The sequence below is a fragment of the Bradyrhizobium sp. B124 genome (genome assembly GCF_038967635.1).
Lineage (GTDB): Bacteria > Pseudomonadota > Alphaproteobacteria > Rhizobiales > Xanthobacteraceae > Bradyrhizobium.
This window is the reverse complement of record NZ_CP152413.1, coordinates 5,386,911-5,405,083: the sequence shown is the minus strand read 5'-3', so window position 1 is coordinate 5,405,083 and position 18,173 is coordinate 5,386,911. Positions and strand designations below refer to the sequence as shown.

Below are 18,173 nucleotides of genomic sequence, written 5' to 3'. Positions count from 1 at the left end.
TTCAATGGACTGAATTGATGGACAAGACCCAGCCACATCCGCTGTTCAAGCTCGCAACCGAGCTCGGGCCGCTGCTCGTGTTCTTCATCGCGAACGCCAAATACCATCTGTTCTTCGCGACCGGCGCGTTCATGGTCGCGATCGTAGCTGCCATGATCGCATCCTATGTCGTGACCAGGCACGTACCGATCATGGCGCTGGTGACCGGCGCGGTCGTGCTGGTGTTCGGCACCCTGACCTTGGTGCTGCACGACGAGACCTTCATCAAGGTCAAACCGACCATCATCTACGGCCTGTTCGCGGCCGTGCTCGGCGGCGGGCTGCTGTTCGGTCGCTCCTTCATCGCCGTCATGTTCGACCAGATGTTCAATCTGACGCCGCAGGGCTGGCGCATCCTCACCATGCGCTGGGCGCTGTTCTTTGCCGGCATGGCTATTCTCAACGAGATCGTCTGGCGGACGCAGACCACGGATTTCTGGGTGAACTTCAAGGTGTTCGGCGTGACGCCGCTGACCATGGTCTTCGCCATCGCCCAGATGCCGCTGACCAAGCGCTATCATCTGGAGCCGGTCTCGCTGGAAACCAGCGAGGCGGACGCCGGCGACCTGCGAAAGTAAATCCGAACGCAGCGCGGGTGATTGTGCCGCGCTGCGTCCGACGCTTCGGAGATCAACTCTTCAGAGCTCAGCTCTTCTGTTTGGCGACGATCTTGTCCTTGATCTTGTCGTAGGTCGCCTGCGGCAGGATGTTCTTCTGCACCAGTTCATCCTTGCCCTTGTAGGGGCGGCCCTTGATGATCGCGGCCGAATAGGCCTTGCCGACACCAGGCAGCGCATCGAGCTGGTCGGAGCTGGCGCTGTTGATGTCGAGCAGGTCGTCCTTCGCCATCCCCGTCGTCTTCAGATCAGGGGCCGCCGCTTTCGGCGCTGGCGCCATGTGGCTCTCGGATTTGGCGGCGGGCGCGGCCGGCTGCGGCGACTGGGCCATCGACGGCGTGGCCGTCATCAGGCCGAGCGTGAGTGCGGTAGCAAGAAGTGAAGCGAGCGTGGTCTTGCGCATATGTCCTCTCCGAGGAATGAGTGAAGTCACGCCATGGAGTTAGGGTTGCGTTCGTGGCGTCGCCGTGGCCGTGAAATGAACCGCAGATAAACCCGTCGAAGTATTATGCCGCAGGTGTTTTCCCGCGTCGTTCATGCTCGATTCATGTTCGCGAGTCGCGGCGTGCCGATGCGGCTACGGTCTCGCGCGCAGCGCCTTCTCGATCTCGGCCTTGAGCACGGTGTTGACGTTATCAGGCGTCACCGGGCCGACCAGCTTGTAGACGATCGTGCCTTCGCGTCCGACCAGGAAGGTCTCGGGCACGCCATAGACACCCCACTCGATGGAGGCGCGGCCGTTGCCGTCGACGCCGACGATGCCGAACGGATTGCCGTAGCGGCCGAGGAAGCGGCGCGCGTTCTCGGGCGAGTCCTTGTAGTTGATGCCGATGATCTGGAAGCGCTTGTCCTTGCCGAGCTCGGTCAGCAGCGGCGCCTCGTCATGGCAGGGCACGCACCAGGACGCCCAGACGTTGACGATTGAGACCTTGCCTTTGAAGGCTGCGGGATCGAGGCCGGGGATAGGCGCGCCGTCCTTCACGAGGCCGTCGAGCGCGGGCAGCGCAGTCTGCGGCGCCGGCCGGCCGATCAGGGCCGACGGAATTTTCGCGGGATCGCCGCCATAGAGCCGCAGCAGGAACAGCCCGGCAAGCCCGAGGAAAACCACCAGCGGCAGCACCACCAGCAGGCGGCGGCCTTGCGGCGGACTGTTGGTCGCCTGCTCGCTCATCTGATATCCGCCGGGCTGCGGCCGGAGCGGCGGGTGATGCCGCTGGCCTCGATCTCCTTCAGGCGCGCCTGTTGGCGGCGATAGTCGGCGATGATCCAGACGATCAACAGCAGCACGACCGCCGCGACCAGCGCATAGGACGTCACGATGAAGGAGGCGTAGGGGCCAAGCGACATCGTGTCACGCCGCCCCAATCGATTTTGACGCGCTTTCTTCACGCGAACCGGTGCCCACGTCGCTCGAAAACGCGATGCGGTTAGCTTGCATCATCTGCAAGCTGCGCACGCGCCGGCGCAGGATCTCGTTGCGCATTGCCGCGAGGTGCAAGGTGATGAAGAGCAGCGAAAACGCGATCGCCATCACCAGCAGCGGCCACAGGAATGCCTTGTCGAGGGTCGATCCGCCCATGCGGAGCACCGAGGCCGGCTGATGCAGCGTATTCCACCAGTCGACCGAGAATTTGATAATCGGGATGTTGATCGCGCCGACCAGGGTCAGGACCGCCGCCGCCCGCGCCGCGCGCGAAGGGTCCTCCACCGCGCGCCACAGCGCCATCAGGCCGAGATACATCAGGAACAGGATCAAGACCGAGGTCAGGCGCGCATCCCACTCCCAATAGGTGCCCCACATCGGCCGGCCCCACAGCGAGCCGGTGACCAGCGCGAGAAACGTGAAGGCGGCGCCGATCGGCGCTGCGGCTTTGGCGGCGACGTCGGCGAGCGGATGCCGCCACACCAGGGTGCCGAGCGCGGCCACGCTCATGACGCCCCAGACGAACATCGACAGCCATGCATTCGGCACGTGGATGAACATGATCTTCACCGTGGCGCCCTGCTGGTAGTCGTCGGGCGCCATGGCCGACTGGTAGATCCCGATCGCGAGCAGGACCGCGGTCACGCCGGCAAGCCACGGCAGGATGCGCGCGGTCAGCGCCAGAAACCTGGTCGGATTGGCGAGGTCGGTCAGCGTCTCAGTCAGCTTCATGGCACCCTGATAGTCGCCCAATGTGTCGCAAGCAATTGGCCGAATTTCTCTTGGCGAGATTTGATCGGGCTCATATTGCCGGTCAATTTCAGTCCAGCCCGTGCCGCAGGCTCGCGGCGGCGGCAAACGGGCCGATCACGAGGCTGGCAAGCGACAGCGCGCAGAGGATCGAGAACGGTGTTCCGAAGGGCAGGGACCCCGATATCGCCGCCTGCGAGGCCGCGACGCCGAAGATCAGCACCGGGATCGACAGCGGCAGTACCAGCACCGCCAGCAGCAGCCCGCCGCGATGCAGCGTCACCGCCAGGGCGGCGCCGATCATGCCGGTGAAGGTCAGCGCCGGTGTTCCCGCCAGCAGGGTCGCGGCGACCGCCAGTGTCGCGGTGCCGTCGAGATTGAGCAGCAGGCCGAGGACCGGCGTCGCGATGATCAGCGGCAGCCCCGCGGCGATCCAATGCGCCAGAGCCTTGGCCGCGCAGGCGAGTTCCAGCGGCGTCCGGCTCATCACGATCAGGTCGAGCGAGCCGTCCTCGTGATCGGCCGTGAACAGCCGGTCGAGGGTGAGCAGGCTCGCCAGCAGCGCGCCGAGCCAGAGGATGGCGGGGCCAAGTCGCGACAGTAGCGCCAGATCGGGCCCGACCGCGAACGGCATCAGCACCGTGACGGTGAGGAAGAACAGCACGCCGATCAGCGCCCCGCCGCCGACGCGCAGCGCAATGCGGATGTCGCGGCGGATCAATGCGGCCAGCGCGCTCATGCCGCGCCTCCCATCCGCAAATCGCGCGCATCGATGCCGAGCGGAAGGTGCGTCGCGGCGACGATCAGGCCGCCGCTTGCGAGATGATCGCGCATCAGGCCGACGAACAGCGCCTGTCCGGCCGCATCGAGCGCCGATGTCGGCTCGTCCAGCAGCCACACCGGCCGCCGCACCGAGAGCAGGCGCGCGATCGACAGGCGGCGGCGCTGGCCGGCGGAGAGGTAGGCGGCCGGCAGATGCGCGGCGTGGTCGAGCGCCACGGCGGCAAGGCAGCGGCCGGCGTCCACGGTCTCGCCGCCGAGGAATTCCCGCCAGAAGGAAAGATTTTCCGCGACACTCAGCGCCGGCTTCAGCGCGTCGCGGTGGCCAAGATAGTGGGCCTGTTCGGGCAGGCTGAGCTCGGCGTCGCCGCCTTCGAGCGCAATCGAGCCCTCGGCGGGAACCAGGAGCCCGGCGAGGACGCGCAGCAGCGAGGTCTTGCCCGCGCCATTGGGTCCCGTGACGGCAAGCGCCTCACCGGCCGTGGCCGACAGATCGAGGGCAGAAAACACCTCGCGTCCGCCGCGCACGCATTTCAGATTTCGTCCCGAGAGCCGCATGGTTCGTCTTGTCACAGCCCTCTGAAATCTTTCGCTACCGCGTGAGAATTTTTGGGTCGCGCAACGCTGTCGCACGCTTGTCGGTGTGGCGGTGCTTCTAGAAAGGTTCTATAAGCCCGGAACTTGATGCAGCACACACAATCGGCGGCCGCAAGCCATCCAGGCCATCCCCTCGGCCCGTGTCGATCGCCGGTGTTTAGTTACCCTTGCCGGGTATAACTGAGAATTGGGATCCTCCGCATGACCTCACTCGACAGCTTCAAATGCCGCAAGACCATGAAGGTCGGCGGCAAGTCCTACGTCTATTACAGCCTGCCCCAGGCAGAGAAGAACGGACTGAAGGGTATTTCGAAGCTGCCGTATTCGATGAAGGTTCTGCTCGAGAACCTGCTGCGCAACGAGGACGGCCGCACCGTCAAGAAGGAAGACATCGTTGCGGTGTCGAAGTGGCTGAAGAAGCGCCAGCTTGAGCACGAAATCGCGTTCCGCCCGGCGCGCGTTCTGATGCAGGATTTCACCGGCGTTCCGGCCGTGGTCGACCTCGCAGCGATGCGCAACGCGATGCAGAACCTCGGCGGCGACGCCGAGAAGATCAACCCGCTGGTGCCGGTCGATCTCGTCATCGACCACTCGGTGATCGTCAACTTCTTCGGTGACAACAAGGCGTTCGCGAAGAACGTCACCGAGGAATACAAGCAGAACCAGGAGCGCTACGAGTTCCTGAAGTGGGGCCAGAAGGCGTTCTCGAACTTCTCGGTGGTGCCGCCCGGTACCGGCATCTGCCACCAAGTCAATCTCGAATACCTCGCGCAGACGGTGTGGACCAAGAAGGAGAAGATGACGGTCGGCAAGAAGACCGGCACCTTTGATGTCGCCTATCCGGACTCGCTCGTCGGCACCGACTCGCACACCACGATGGTCAACGGCCTCGCAGTGCTCGGCTGGGGCGTCGGCGGCATCGAGGCGGAAGCCTGCATGCTCGGCCAGCCGCTGTCGATGCTGCTGCCGGAAGTGGTCGGCTTCAAGCTCAAGGGCCAGCTCAAGGAGGGCGTCACCGCGACCGACCTCGTGCTGACCGTCACCCAGATGCTGCGCAAGCTCGGCGTGGTCGGCAAGTTCGTCGAGTTCTTCGGCCCGGGCCTCGATTTCCTGTCGGTCGCGGACAAGGCGACCATCGGCAACATGGCGCCCGAATACGGCGCGACCTGCGGCTTCTTCCCGGTCGATGCCGCGACCATCGATTACCTGAAGACCTCGGGCCGCAAGGCCGATCGCGTCAAGCTGGTTCAGGCCTATGCCAAGGCGCAGGGCCTGTTCCGTACCGCCAAGTCGGCCGATCCGGTGTTCACCACCACGCTGACGCTCGATCTCGCCGACGTCGTGCCGTCGATGGCCGGACCGAAGCGCCCCGAAGGCCGCATCGCGCTGCCGGCGGTCTCGACCGGTTTCGCCACCGCGCTGGTCAACGAGTACAAGAAGCCCGATGGCGAGCAGAAGCGCTTCGCGGTCGAGGGCCGCAATTTCGATCTCGGCCATGGCGACGTCGTGATCGCCGCGATCACCTCCTGCACCAACACCTCGAACCCGAGCGTGCTGATCGGCGCCGGCCTGCTGGCGCGCAAGGCGGCCGCCAAGGGCCTGAAGGCCAAGCCGTGGGTGAAGACCTCGCTCGCGCCGGGCAGCCAGGTGGTGGCTGAATATCTCGCCAATTCCGGCCTGCAGGCCGATCTCGACAAAGTCGGTTTCAACCTGGTCGGCTTCGGCTGCACCACCTGCATCGGCAATTCCGGCCCGCTGCCGGAAGACATCTCGAAGTCGATCAATGACAACGGCATCGTCGCCGCCGCCGTGCTGTCGGGCAACCGCAACTTCGAAGGCCGCGTCTCGCCCGACGTGCAGGCGAACTACCTCGCTTCGCCCCCGCTGGTGGTTGCGCATGCGCTTGCCGGCACCGTGACCAAGGATCTCGCGGTCGAGCCGATCGGCATCGGCAAGGACGGCAAGCCGGTGTTCCTCAAGGACATCTGGCCGACCACGAAGGAGATCAATGCCTTCATGAAGAAGTACGTCACCGCGACGATCTTCAAGAAGAAGTACGCCGACGTGTTCAAGGGCGACACCAACTGGCGCAAGATCAAGACCACGGAAAGCGAGACCTATCGCTGGAACATGAGCTCGACCTATGTGCAGAACCCGCCCTACTTCGAAGGCATGAAGAAGCAGCCGGAGCCGATCGTCGACGTGGTCGACGCGCGCATCCTTGCGATGTTCGGCGACAAGATCACCACCGACCACATCTCGCCGGCCGGCTCGATCAAGCTGACCTCGCCCGCCGGCAAGTTCCTCAGCGAGCACCAGGTGCGCCCCGCCGACTTCAACCAGTACGGCACGCGGCGCGGCAACCATGAAGTGATGATGCGCGGCACCTTCGCCAACATCCGCATCAAGAACTTCATGCTGAAGGGCGCCGACGGCAATATTCCGGAAGGCGGTCTGACCAAGCACTGGCCCGACGGCGCGCAGATGTCGATCTACGACGCCGCGATGAAGTACCAGCAGGAGAACGTGCCGCTGGTGGTGTTCGCCGGCGCCGAATACGGCAACGGCTCGTCGCGCGACTGGGCCGCGAAGGGCACCCGCCTGCTCGGCGTGCGCGCGGTGATCTGCCAGAGCTTCGAGCGCATCCATCGCTCCAACCTGGTCGGCATGGGCGTGCTTCCGCTCACCTTCCAGGACGGCACGTCGTGGTCCTCGCTCGGCCTCAAGGGCGACGAGAAGGTCACGATCCGCGGGCTGCAGGGCGATTTGAAGCCACGCCAGACGCTGACGGCCGAAATCGTCTCCGCCGACGGCGGCAAGCGGGATGTCCCGCTGCTCTGCCGCATCGATACGCTGGACGAGCTCGACTACTATCGCAACGGCGGCATCCTGCATTACGTGCTGCGCAAACTCGCGGCCTAGCGAGGATTTGTGATCGGTGCCTCACTGCTTAGTGAGTAGCGGCTAAAAAGAAGGCGGCCTATGACAAGGCCGCCTTCTGGCGTTCTGGGGCACGCAAGTTCAAGGGACAGCTTCATGCTCCGTACAATTACGGATAGAAATCATCACGACTGGTTCGCAGTATGACAGCGATGATGGCCTATAGTTCTATCTCGCGATGGTCCAGCGCTCTCGGTTTCTGCGCGATCGTCGCAATCATCCGCCCCGCTCACGCCGACCCGCGTGCTGTCGTCGAACTCTTCACCTCGCAGGGATGCTCGTCCTGTCCTCCCGCGGACAAGATCATCGGTGACCTCGCCAAGGACCCCAACGTCATCGCGCTGAGTATGCCGATCGACTATTGGGATTATCTCGGCTGGAAGGACACGCTGGCCGATTCACGTTTCAGCGCGCGCCAGAAAGCCTATTCGCATATGCGCGGCGACCGCGACGTCTACACGCCGCAGGCCGTGATCAACGGCTCCGCTCATGTGATCGGCAGCGACCGCGCCAGCATCGAGGACGCCATCAAGGACACCGAGAAGAGCGGCAGCGTGATGTCGGTGCCGGTGACGATGACGCTGACCGGCAAACAGATCAACGTGTCGGTGGCCGCATCGAAATCGCCCGCGGTGTCGCGCGGCGAAGTCTGGATCTGCTCGATCTCGAAGTCGGTGCCGATCTCGATCGCGCGCGGCGAGAACCGCGGCCGCGAGATCACCTATCATAATGTGGTGCGCAATCTCCTGAAGGTCGGCGACTGGAACGGCTCGTCCGGGAGCTGGACCGTGCCGCTTGAGAACATCACGCGCGATGGCGTCGATGCTGCGGCCGTCTACGTCCAGGACGGCAATCGCGACAAGCCGGGCCCGATGCTGGGCGCCGCATTCACCTCGCTTCACTAGAGCCTTTCGGTTCTGATTGATCAGAACCGAAGCTCTAGATTCTTGTTTGACGCGTTTTCTTCGCGCGAACCGGTGTCCACTTCACTCGAAAACGCTCTAACGCTGGGCGGCGCTGGCTTCTGCTAGTCGCGTCATTGGCCGCACGCATGTAGTCGTGCGGCTCCGTGCGGCGGCAGCGTGCATCCAGTGATCTGCTGAGAGGGAAGCGCCGGGGCGTTGCGCGTCTTGATCGCGCGTAATCGAGCAGGGCCCCAAAAACAAAAAGGACCAACTTTCGTTGGCCCAGTGTGTTGGGATTTGATTCCCCTGCGAACAGGCCCGATCCCGACGGCCCCGGGGGGCTGGGGGCTGAGGAATCCGGAACCGAAAGGACCGGGCCAACGCAGGATTTTCTTTTCGCAGGGCAGCGGGGCGGGCGATGGGCGGAAGTGGGGCAGCAATATGATTCCTCTAACGTTCCCGTGACTCTTCGGTTTTCCGGACAATCGGTCGCGCCTGGCCTTGGTTAAGGGCTGGTTGCATTGCGAATGGCCCCTTGCAGGCTCCGTCGCTTAGCGCAATCATGTCACTCTCGTGACGATCCCGAAGTGGGGGCACCGGCCTTCGGAACCCGATCGTCACCGGGATGACAGGAGGCGCTCGATGAGTTTGATCTCGGAGGATAGTGATCCGAGTGGGAATCGTGCCGCGGCGCGTCCCGCCGCCGCGACCCCTCAGCCCAACCGCGTGACATTCAATCGACTTGAGCTCAATCGCATTCTCAATCTCTACGGCCGCATGGTCGCCGATGGCGAGTGGCGCGATTATGCGATCGACTTCCTGAAGGACCGCGCTGTGTTCTCGGTGTTCCGGCGCGCATCCGAAATACCGATCTACCGGATCGAGAAGGATCCCCGGCTGGCGCGCAAGCAGGGCATGTACAGCGTAATTTCGGCGACCGGTCTGATCCTGCGCCGCGGCCACGAACTCGAACGGGTGCTGTTCGTGATCGATCGCAAGCTATCGCTGGTGTAGGCGCGGCAAATTCACTGCCGTAGCCCGGATAAAGCGCAGCGAAATCCGGGGCCGCCGAGAGCGCGGATGAACTTGCCGCGGATTGCGCTGCGCTCCATCCGGGCTACGTATCCCACCTAATCCGCCGGCACCGTCGCCGCGCCTTCGCCGAGCGCGCGCTGCATCATCACGGTGTCGAGCCAGCGGCCGAATTTCAGGCCGACATTCGGGTGCGTCCCGATCATCTGAAATCCGCAGCGGCGGTGCAGCCCGATCGAGCCGGCATTGGCCGAGTCCCCGATCACCGCGATCATCTGCCGGAAGCCGCGCGCGTCGCATTCGGCGATCAGGCGCTCCATCAGCCGGAGGCCGATGCCGCGGCGATGCACCGCAGGGTCCAGATAGACCGAGTTCTCGACGGTGAAGCGATAGGCCGGCCGCGGCCGGTAGGGACCGGCATAGGCATAGCCGGCGACGCGGCCATCGAGCACGGCGACGAAATAGGGGAAGCCGCCATCGACCACCGCCCTGTAGCGGCGGGTCATTTCGGCAAGGTCGGGCGGGATCAGCTCGAAGGTCGCGGTGCCGAAGCGCACCGCGTGCTCGTAGATCGCGGTGATCGAGGGCAGGTCCGCCTCGGCGGTCGGCCTGATTTCCGGATTGGATCCCGCGGAATTGGACATGGGCACGACAGTATTTTGCCCCGCGCAAAAGAAAAGCCCCGGCCGCAAGGCCGGGGCTTGGATTGGATCGATCGCTTGGCTCGATGCGCTTAGTCGCGCTGGCCGAGCAGCTGCAGGAGCAGCGTGAACAGGTTGATGAAGTTCAGGTAGAGCGACAGCGCACCAGTGATCGCCGCACGCTCTGCCATGACACCACCCTGCGAGGCGTAGCCGTAGATGTAGTCGTCCTTCAGCCGCTGGGTATCCCAGGCGGTGAGGCCCGCGAACACCAGCACGCCGACCACCGAGACGATGAACTGCAGCGCCGAGCTCGCCAGGAACAGGTTGACCAGGCTCGCGATGATGATGCCGATCAAGCCCATGAACAGGAACGAGCCCATGCCGCTCATGTCACGCTTGGTGGTGTAGCCATAGAGGCTCAGCGCACCGAACGTCGCCGCGGTGATGAAGAACACGCGCACGATCGAGGTGTGCGTGTACACCAGGAAGATCGACGACAGCGACAGGCCCATCAGCGCCGAGAACACCCAGAACAGCAGCTGGGCGGTCGCAGGCTGCAGGCGGTTGATGCCGGCCGAGATGACGAACACCATCGCCAGAGGGGCGAGGATGAACAGCCACTTCAGCGGGCTCACGAACATCGCGTAGCCGAACTGCGTCAGATAGGCGTTGCCGAACTTGGCAACGGCGGCGGACTGGTCGCTGGTCACCGCACCCATGTAGACACCGAGCGCGGCCAAGCCTGTGATGGCGAGGCCGATGCTCATGTAGTTGTAGATGCGCAGCATGTAGGCGCGCAGACCGGCGTCGACGGCCGCAGCGTCAATGCGCCCGGCGGCCCGGCCGAAAGGAGAAGCGTAGTTGCGGTCTAGGTCCGACATGGTCGAATTCCCGTGGTTGGTCCCGGTGGAGCGCAAGGGATTTGCGGCGCCGGTTCTAAATCTATCTCAGATGGCTCGGTTTGCGGAACATTAATTGCGTGTCATTCAAACCGACTATCCGACCCGAGTGGTATGTGGGAAATTAACACATCCGACGCAAGCTTCCACGCGCGGCCGAATGTCGCTCTAGCCTAGCATTTATAGGCAAAACGGCGCTGCCGCCGCTACAAATTGTCACAAATTCCGCAACACCGAGGCCGGCTTCTGGTTCAGCGCGAGCAGCGTTCCGGCCAGCCCCAATCCGACGGTGACGACCAGCGCGGCGACCACGACCAGCGCGGCGCTGCCGGCCTGCCAGATGAAACTCAGCGTCATCAGCCGCGTCACGATCAGCCAGGCCGCGACCGAACCGGCGATCACCCCGAAGATTGCGGTTGCAAAACCGATCATCAGATACTCCAGCGCGTAGGCGCCGAGCAATCGCACCCGCGTGGCGCCGAGCGTCTTGAGGATCACGGCGTCATAGACGCGGTGGCGGTGCCCGGCGGCGAGCGCGCCGCCCAGCACCAGGATCGCCGAGATCAGCGTCACGGCGCTGGCGCCGCGGATCGCCAGCACCAGATTGCTGACGACGGTGCCGACCGTCTCAAGCGCCTCGCGGACCCGGACGCTGGTCACCATCGGAAACGCGTCGGCGACCTGCTTGATGATGCGCGCATCGTCGGTGGTGCCGGCATGGGGTTCCGTCAGGGTCGCGACGTGGCTGTGCGGAGCGCCCTTGAAGGCATTCGGCGAGAACACCAGCACGAAGTTGATGCCGAGGCCCTGCCAGTCGATGTTGCGCAGATTGGCGATCTTGGCCGGAACATCGCGGCCAAGCACGTTGACCACGATCTCGTCGCCGATCTTCAAGGACAGGCCGTCGGCGATCTTCTTCTCCATCGAGACCAGCGGAGGTCCGCTGTAGTCCGGTCCCCACCATTCACCCTCGACGATCTTCGAACCCTTGGGAACTTCGCCGGTGTAGGTCAGGCCGCGGTCGCTTTGCAGCACCCATTCCGAATCGACCGACGGCTTGAGCTGGTCGGCCTTGACGCCGCGCGCGGCGACGATGCGGCCGCGCAGCATCGGCACGTCCTCGACGGTCGAACCAGCGGCGATCTGCGCCAGGAAGGCGGCAAAGCGGTCGGCTTCGGTGGAGGGGATGTCGATGAAAAAGAACGACGGCGCCCGTTCCGGCAATGCGGCCAGGAATTGCCGGCGCAGATTGCCGTCGATCTGGGTGATGGTGACGAGCACCGCGAGCCCGAGCCCCAGCGACAGCACGACCGACGGCGTCAGCGCGCCCGGCCGGTGGATGTTGGCGATTGCCAGCCGCAGCATAGTCATGCGGCTGCGTGGCAGCCGCCGCGCCACCGCCATCAGGATCTCGGCGATCCCGCGCAGCAGCAGGAACACCGAGATCGACGAGGCGACGAACACCGCGGCCACTCGCTTGTCATAGGCAAGCCCGATCGCAACCCCGATCAGGAGTGCGACCACCACCGTCATCAGCGCGAGATAGCTCCAGCGCGGGCGGTGCCATTCGCTGGCGACGGTCTCGCGGAACAGCGCGGCGACCGGCACGTCGTGGACCCGGCCGAGCGGCCACAGTCCGAATGCCAGCGCGGTGAGCTGGCCGTAGAGGAAGGAGAGCGCGAGTTCGTCGGGATGCAGCGCCGGCACCACCGGCAGCGGCAGCACCTTGCCGAACAGGCCGACGATGACGAACGGCAGCGCGGCGCCGAGCACGAGCCCAATCACCGAACCGATCCCGGCCAGCACCACCACCTGCGTACAGTAGATCGTGAAGACGTCGCGGCCGGTGGCGCCGAGCGCCTTGAACGAGGCGATGACGTCGCGGCGCCGGTCGATATGGCTCTTCACCGCGTTGGCGACGCCGACGCCGCCGACCAGCAGTGCGGCGAGGCCGACCAGGGTCAGGAACTGGGTGAAGCGGTTGATGGTGCGTTCAAGCTGCGGCGAGGCGTTGTTGCGGCTGCGGACTTCCCAGCCGGCCTCCGGTGCGGCAGCCCGTGCGCCGTCGATCAACGCGGTGGTGGCGCGATCGTCGTTGGCGCCGTCAGGCAGCTTTACCCGGTAGATCCAGCGCACCAGGCTGCCCGGCTGCAAGAGATCAGTAGCGCGCAGGCTGGCTTCACTGATCAGGAAGCGCGGGCCGAGGCCGACGCCGCCGGCAAGCTTGTCGGGCTCGGCCGCCACCACGCTGCGGATCTGGTAGGTCGCGCTGCCGATGCTGACGCGGTCGCCGAGCTTCAGGTCGAGCCGCGCCAACAGCGTTGAATCGGCGGCCGCGCCATAGACGCCATCGCGTTCGGCGAGCAGATCGGCAACCGGTATGTTCGGCTCGAGCGTCAGCTCGCCGAGCATCGGATATTTGCCGTCGACCGCCTTGAGCTCGACCAGCGCCAGCTTGCCGTCGCCGCTGCGGGCCATCGCGCGGAGCGTGGCTGCCACCGAAACCTCGCCGCGGGTGCGCAGATACGCGACCTCCTCGGGCTTGGCTTCGCGCGAGATCAACGAGAATGCGACGTCGCCGCCGAGCAGCGTGCGGCCCTCGCGCGACAGGCCGTCGCCGAGGCTCGCGGCGACCGAGCCAACGCCGGCAATCGCCATCACGCCGAGCGCGATGCAGGCGATGAACACGTAGAATCCGCGCAGGCCGCCGCGCAGTTCGCGCAGCGCATAGCGGAAGGCAAGCCACGACGCGCGGCCCTGCACCGCGACTTCGGACGCGATGCTCATGTCGTGGATTGTCCGTCGATGCGGCCGGAGCGCAGCCGCACCACACGATCGCAGCGCTGTGCCAGCGAAAGGTCGTGCGTCACCAGCACCAGCGTCATGCCGCGCTCGGTGTGCTTGGTGAAGAGCAGGTCGATGATCTGCTTTCCTGTCGTCTCGTCGAGATTTCCGGTCGGCTCGTCGGCAACCAGGATCGCGGGATCGGGCGCGAGCGCACGTGCGATCGCGACGCGCTGCTGCTCGCCGCCGGACAGCTGCGTCGGGTAGTGATGCAGCCGTTCGCCGAGTCCGACCGATTGCAGCTCCTGCGCGGCGCGCGCGGCGGCATCGGGATTACCGGCGAGCTCGAGCGGCACGGCGACGTTCTCCAGCGCCGTCATGGTCGGGATCAGATGGAACGACTGGAACACGATGCCGACCTGGCGGCCGCGGAAGCGCGCCAGCGCATCTTCATCGAGGGCATTGAACGACGTGCCGTTGACGACCACTTCTCCGCTGTCAGGACGTTCAAGCCCCGCCATCACCATCAGCAAGGTCGACTTGCCCGAACCCGACGGGCCGATCAGGCCGATGGCCTCACCCGCTGCCACACGAAGGCTGATATCTTTGAGGATATGGACCCGTGCCGCGCCGGTGCCGAGCGAGAGATTGACGTTCCTGACGGCAATGGTGTCCGGCTCGACGTCGGTCAGTGAAGAGGATTCGATGAGACTGTCCATGGTTCGGTCATATGGCACTTCCGCTGCTGCGGTCGAGAGCCGGTTGAGAATCTTCGTGCACATACTCGTGTTGCTTATGGGCTTGATGACGGCGGCAAGTGCGCAGACGCCAGCACCGGAGAATGCCCCGGCGCAAGGTTCGGCGAAACCGATCAAGATGGTGGTTCTGGGCGATTCCCTGAGCGCCGGGTACGGCCTTCCGGCTGCGGCGGCATTTCCGGTCCGGCTGCAAAAAGCCTTGGAGACCAAGGGGATAAAGGTCAGCATGACCAATGCCGGGGTATCCGGCGACACCGCCTCAGGGGGTCGCGAGCGGCTCGACTGGTCGGTGGCTAACGGAACTGACGCCGTGATCATCGAGCTCGGCGCCAACGATGCGCTGCGCGGCATCGATCCCGCGGTCACGCGTGCCGCGCTCACCGACATCATCACAAAGTTGCAGGGGCGCAAGATCGCCGTACTCTTGTGCGGCATGCTCGCGCCACCGAACTATGGCAGTGAGTATGCAGCGAAGTTCAACGCGATCTATCCGGATCTCTCGAAGTCCCTTGGCGTGCCGCTCTATCCGTTCTTCCTCGATGGCGTGGCTGCCGATGCCAAGCTCAATCAGGCCGACGGCATGCATCCGACGGCGGAAGGTGTGGACATCGTCGTCAAGAATATGCTGCCCACGGTGGAGGCATTTCTCGGCGCATTATCAGGGCAACGCAGTTGAAATGCAGGCAGCGCGCCGAGTTGTGCCCGTAGGTTTACGAGCTGTTAACGGGTCGTGCTTCGCAGAGTCACATATCTCGGGTACAAATAGGCATCGGTGATTCGTCGCCGGGCTTGTTACAGGGGCGGGCTCCCAAAACCCGCGCCAAGCATCGAGGATTAATGCGATGCCGCGTCTCTTCACTGGACTGGAAATTCCGGCCGAGATCGGCCAGACACTTTCCAATTTGCGTGGCGGCCTTCCCGGCGCACGCTGGATCGATCCCGAAAATTATCATGTCACGCTGCGCTTCATCGGCGATATCGATGGCCTCTGGGCCAACGAGATCGCAACGATGCTGTTTCGGGTGAACCGAAAACCGTTCGAGGTCAAACTGCAGGGCCTGTCGAGCTTCGGTGGACGCAAGCCGCGCGCGGTGGTTGCCGCCGTCGAGCCCAGTCGGCCGCTGATCGAACTGCAGGCCGAGCTCGAGCGGATGATGCAGCGGATGGGGCTCGATCCCGAGGGCAGGAAATTCACACCCCATGTCACGCTCGCGCGTCTGCATGACGCGTCGAGCCAGGACGTCGCGGATTATCTGTCGGTGCGCGGCTACTTCCCGAGCCGCAGCTTCATGGCGGACCGCTTCGTGCTGTTCTCGTCGCGCGCGTCGACGGGCGGCGGCCCCTATGTGGTCGAGGATTCCTACGCGCTCTGCGCGTGAGGGATCGCAGATCGCGGCTTGAGGTGTCAGGCAGCGGCCGGTGCGGTCGGCCGTGGTATGCAAGGGCTTGCGCTTGCATACCCCATTGGCACAATTCACGGCTTGCAATTTTCCGCGCACTAGGGCCGTAAGGTGGGCCCATGCTGTCCACCTCGCCGAGTTCCTTTCTCGAGCACTACAACGACCTGGTCGCCTCCGGCGCGATCGAGGCCGATCCGGCGCAGGCGCAAGCTGCCGAGGCGTTCGGCGCGCTGGAGGAGCGGCTCGCGAGCTACAAGCCGCAGCGCAAGCAAAGCCTGCTCGGACGGCTGTTCGGCGGCGACAAGGACGACAAGCCGCCGCGCGGGCTCTACGTCCATGGCGAGGTCGGCCGCGGCAAGACCATGCTGATGGACCTGTTCTTCCAGCAGAGCCCGGTCGAGCACAAGCGCCGTGCGCATTTCCACGAATTCATGGCCGAGGCGCATGAGCGCATCTACGGCTACCGCCAGCAGATCGCGCGTGGCGAGATCGCAGACGGCGACGTGATCGCGCTCACCGCGCAAGCGATCTTCGACGAAGCGTGGCTGCTCTGCTTCGACGAATTCCACGTCACCGACATCGCCGACGCGATGATCCTCGGGCGGCTGTTCGCAAAGCTGTTCGATCTCGGCACCGTCGTGGTCGCGACCTCGAACGTCGCGCCTGACGATCTCTACAAGGGCGGTCTCAATCGCGCGCTGTTCCTGCCGTTCATCGCGCAGATTTCCGACCACATGGATGTGCTGCGGCTCGATGCACGTACCGACTTCCGGCTCGAGAAGCTCGTCGGCGTGAAGATGTGGCTGGTGCCCGCGGATGACGCGGCTCGCGATGTGCTCAATGCGGCGTGGCGCAAGATGACCGGCAACGCGCCGTGCAAGGCGCGCCTTATCGAGATCAAAAAGCGTTTGCTGACTGTGCCGTGCTCGTCGCATGGCGTCGCGCGCTTCAGCTTCGCCGATCTCTGCGAGAAGCCGCTTGCCGCGTCCGATTACCTCAGGCTTGCGCACGACTACCACACGATCCTGATCGACCATATTCCGGTGATGGACTACGCCGAGCGCAACGCCGCCAAGCGCTTCATCTCGCTGATCGACACGCTCTATGACAATGCCGTGAAGCTGATGGCCTCGGCTGAGGCCGATCCGGTGTCGTTGTACCTTGCGACCGACGGCATCGAGGCGATGGAGTTCAAGCGCACGTCCTCGCGCCTGATCGAGATGAGCTCGGAATCCTATCTGGCGCTGCCGCACGGCCGCAAGGATTCCTCGGCCAGCGGCTCGTCGACCGGCCTGGTCGAGACCTGAAATTCAGCCTTGAAATTCGGCCTCCAAATTCGGTCTTGCGCGCGGTCCGGTTCGGAGCAACTTTCGTGTCTCCGGGACGGATGTTGCTGGCATGCCTGATCGAATTCCAGGCAAGGCCTCCAATCGGGCAGGCCGCGACTTGAATGGATCATTCGAAAGGGATAACCACCCTTGCAACCGACTTCCCTCCCTCCTGCACCAGTTCAAAGGACTGATTTCCCATGGCACGCGACAAGATTGCACTGATTGGCTCCGGACAGATCGGCGGAACGCTGGCGCACCTCGTTGGCCTCAAGGAACTCGGAGACGTCGTGCTGTTCGATATCGCCGAGGGCGTGCCGCAGGGCAAAGCGCTCGACATCGCGCAGTCGTCGCCGGTCGACGGCTTCGACTCCAACCTGGTTGGCGCCAACTCCTATGAAGCGCTCGACGGCGCCAAGGTCTGCATCGTCACCGCGGGCGTGCCGCGCAAGCCCGGCATGAGCCGCGACGATCTGCTGTCGATCAACCTCAAGGTCATGGAGCAGGTCGGCGCCGGCATCAAGAAGTACGCGCCCGACGCCTTCGTCATCTGCATCACCAACCCGCTGGATGCGATGGTCTGGGCGCTCCAGAAGGCCTCGGGTCTGCCGCACAAGAAGGTGGTCGGCATGGCCGGCGTGCTCGACTCCGCGCGCTTCCGCTATTTCCTGGCCGACGAATTCAACGTCTCGGTCGAAGACGTCACCGCCTTCGTACTCGGCGGCCACGGCGACACCATGGTGCCGCTGACCCGTTACTCGACCGTCGCCGGCATTCCGCTGCCCGACCTCGTCAAGATGGGCTGGACCTCGCAGGCCCGCATCGACGAGATCGTCGACCGCACCCGCAATGGCGGCGCCGAGATCGTCAACCTGCTCAAGACCGGCTCGGCCTTCTATGCGCCGGCGGCGTCCGCGATCCAGATGGCCGAGAGCTATCTGAGGGACAAGAAGCGCGTGCTGCCCTGCGCCGCCTATCTCAACGGCGAGTACGGCGTGAAGGATATGTATGTCGGCGTACCCACCGTGATCGGCTCCAAGGGTGTCGAGCGCATCGTCGAGATCGAACTCGCCGGCAAGGACCGTGAAGCCTTCGACAAGTCGGTGGGCGCGGTGCAGGGCCTGGTCGACGCCTGCAAGAAGATCGCGCCCGATCTGCTCGGCAAGTAATCTCAATCGACAATGACCCGATCGGCGATTTCAATCGCCGGTCGGGTACAAGGTGATGAAATTCCGGCGGATTTTGTAGTTGCGCGAGCTTTGGTATATGGTATACCA

Annotated in this window: 18 protein-coding genes; 8 read left to right on the top strand and 10 right to left on the bottom strand. The window is 64.3% G+C overall.

Features of this window, described 5'->3' with window-relative positions:
- The first annotated feature begins 17 nt into the window (after positions 1–17).
- Positions 18–617, top strand: coding sequence for a septation protein A (locus AAFG13_RS25685; RefSeq protein WP_173639649.1), 600 nt, complete (start codon positions 18–20; stop codon positions 615–617).
- A gap of 67 nt (positions 618–684) precedes the next feature.
- On the opposite strand, the gene AAFG13_RS25680 is transcribed toward AAFG13_RS25685, so the two are convergent.
- The 6 genes from AAFG13_RS25680 to ccmA form a co-directional block, all read right to left on the bottom strand.
- A complete protein-coding gene (locus AAFG13_RS25680; protein ID WP_212318894.1) occupies positions 685–1,059 on the bottom strand; it encodes a helix-hairpin-helix domain-containing protein in 375 nt (124 codons plus the stop codon).
- A 174-nt stretch (positions 1,060–1,233) separates the two neighbouring features.
- Complete coding sequence (locus AAFG13_RS25675) at positions 1,234–1,827, bottom strand: DsbE family thiol:disulfide interchange protein (protein WP_342708598.1); 594 nt, start codon at positions 1,825–1,827, stop codon at positions 1,234–1,236.
- Positions 1,824–2,003, bottom strand: coding sequence for a heme exporter protein CcmD (gene ccmD / locus AAFG13_RS25670; protein ID WP_212318898.1), 180 nt, complete (start codon positions 2,001–2,003; stop codon positions 1,824–1,826). Before ccmD ends, AAFG13_RS25675 begins: the two co-directional genes overlap by 4 nt.
- A gap of 4 nt (positions 2,004–2,007) precedes the next feature.
- Positions 2,008–2,811 (bottom strand): heme ABC transporter permease, encoded by an 804-nt coding sequence (locus tag AAFG13_RS25665; protein ID WP_342708597.1) that lies wholly within the window; start codon positions 2,809–2,811, stop codon positions 2,008–2,010.
- A gap of 88 nt (positions 2,812–2,899) precedes the next feature.
- Entirely contained in the window at positions 2,900–3,568 is a 669-nt protein-coding gene (gene ccmB / locus AAFG13_RS25660) for a heme exporter protein CcmB (protein ID WP_212318902.1), read from the bottom strand.
- Positions 3,565–4,167 (bottom strand): heme ABC exporter ATP-binding protein CcmA, encoded by a 603-nt coding sequence (gene ccmA, locus AAFG13_RS25655; RefSeq protein WP_342708596.1) that lies wholly within the window; start codon positions 4,165–4,167, stop codon positions 3,565–3,567. The genes ccmB and ccmA overlap by 4 nt, the downstream gene beginning before the upstream one ends.
- Before the next feature lie 240 nt (positions 4,168–4,407).
- On the opposite strand from ccmA, the gene acnA reads away from it, so the two are divergent.
- The 3 genes from acnA to AAFG13_RS25640 all read left to right on the top strand — a co-directional run bounded on the left by acnA (position 4,408) and on the right by AAFG13_RS25640 (position 9,065).
- Complete coding sequence (gene acnA, locus AAFG13_RS25650) at positions 4,408–7,128, top strand: aconitate hydratase AcnA (RefSeq protein WP_342708595.1); 2,721 nt, start codon at positions 4,408–4,410, stop codon at positions 7,126–7,128.
- 161 nt (positions 7,129–7,289) lie between these two features.
- On the top strand, positions 7,290–8,051 hold the full coding sequence (locus AAFG13_RS25645) for a DUF1223 domain-containing protein (RefSeq protein WP_342708594.1): 762 nt from the start codon (positions 7,290–7,292) through the stop codon (positions 8,049–8,051).
- A 642-nt stretch (positions 8,052–8,693) separates the two neighbouring features.
- On the top strand, positions 8,694–9,065 hold the full coding sequence (locus AAFG13_RS25640; RefSeq protein WP_092121561.1) for a DUF2794 domain-containing protein: 372 nt from the start codon (positions 8,694–8,696) through the stop codon (positions 9,063–9,065).
- A 116-nt stretch (positions 9,066–9,181) separates the two neighbouring features.
- On the opposite strand, the gene AAFG13_RS25635 is transcribed toward AAFG13_RS25640, so the two are convergent.
- From AAFG13_RS25635 to AAFG13_RS25620, 4 genes are all read right to left on the bottom strand, one after another.
- On the bottom strand, positions 9,182–9,727 hold the full coding sequence (locus tag AAFG13_RS25635; RefSeq protein ID WP_212318906.1) for a GNAT family N-acetyltransferase: 546 nt from the start codon (positions 9,725–9,727) through the stop codon (positions 9,182–9,184).
- Between the two features lie 89 nt (positions 9,728–9,816).
- Positions 9,817–10,608 carry a Bax inhibitor-1/YccA family protein gene (locus AAFG13_RS25630; RefSeq protein WP_342708593.1) on the bottom strand — a complete coding sequence of 264 codons (792 nt, stop codon included), beginning with the start codon at positions 10,606–10,608 and terminating at the stop codon, positions 9,817–9,819.
- 234 nt (positions 10,609–10,842) lie between these two features.
- The gene (locus AAFG13_RS25625) at positions 10,843–13,413 is read right to left on the bottom strand and encodes an FtsX-like permease family protein (RefSeq protein WP_342708592.1); all 2,571 of its coding nucleotides are present in this window, start codon (positions 13,411–13,413) and stop codon (positions 10,843–10,845) included.
- On the bottom strand, positions 13,410–14,129 hold the full coding sequence (locus AAFG13_RS25620) for an ABC transporter ATP-binding protein (protein WP_212318910.1): 720 nt from the start codon (positions 14,127–14,129) through the stop codon (positions 13,410–13,412). Before AAFG13_RS25620 ends, AAFG13_RS25625 begins: the two co-directional genes overlap by 4 nt.
- An 85-nt stretch (positions 14,130–14,214) precedes the next feature.
- Here AAFG13_RS25620 and AAFG13_RS25615 point away from each other — a divergent pair, with 85 nt between their 5' ends.
- From AAFG13_RS25615 to mdh, 4 genes are all read left to right on the top strand, one after another.
- Positions 14,215–14,844, top strand: coding sequence for an arylesterase (locus AAFG13_RS25615; protein WP_342713397.1), 630 nt, complete (start codon positions 14,215–14,217; stop codon positions 14,842–14,844).
- Positions 14,845–15,010: 166 nt separating this feature from the next.
- The gene (gene thpR, locus AAFG13_RS25610; RefSeq protein ID WP_092121595.1) at positions 15,011–15,547 is read left to right on the top strand and encodes an RNA 2',3'-cyclic phosphodiesterase; all 537 of its coding nucleotides are present in this window, start codon (positions 15,011–15,013) and stop codon (positions 15,545–15,547) included.
- Between the two features lie 140 nt (positions 15,548–15,687).
- Complete coding sequence (gene zapE / locus AAFG13_RS25605) at positions 15,688–16,875, top strand: cell division protein ZapE (protein WP_092121598.1); 1,188 nt, start codon at positions 15,688–15,690, stop codon at positions 16,873–16,875.
- A gap of 221 nt (positions 16,876–17,096) precedes the next feature.
- Positions 17,097–18,065, top strand: a complete 969-nt coding sequence (mdh, locus tag AAFG13_RS25600; RefSeq protein WP_092121604.1) for a malate dehydrogenase — start codon at positions 17,097–17,099, stop codon at positions 18,063–18,065.
- Positions 18,066–18,173 lie beyond the last annotated feature (108 nt).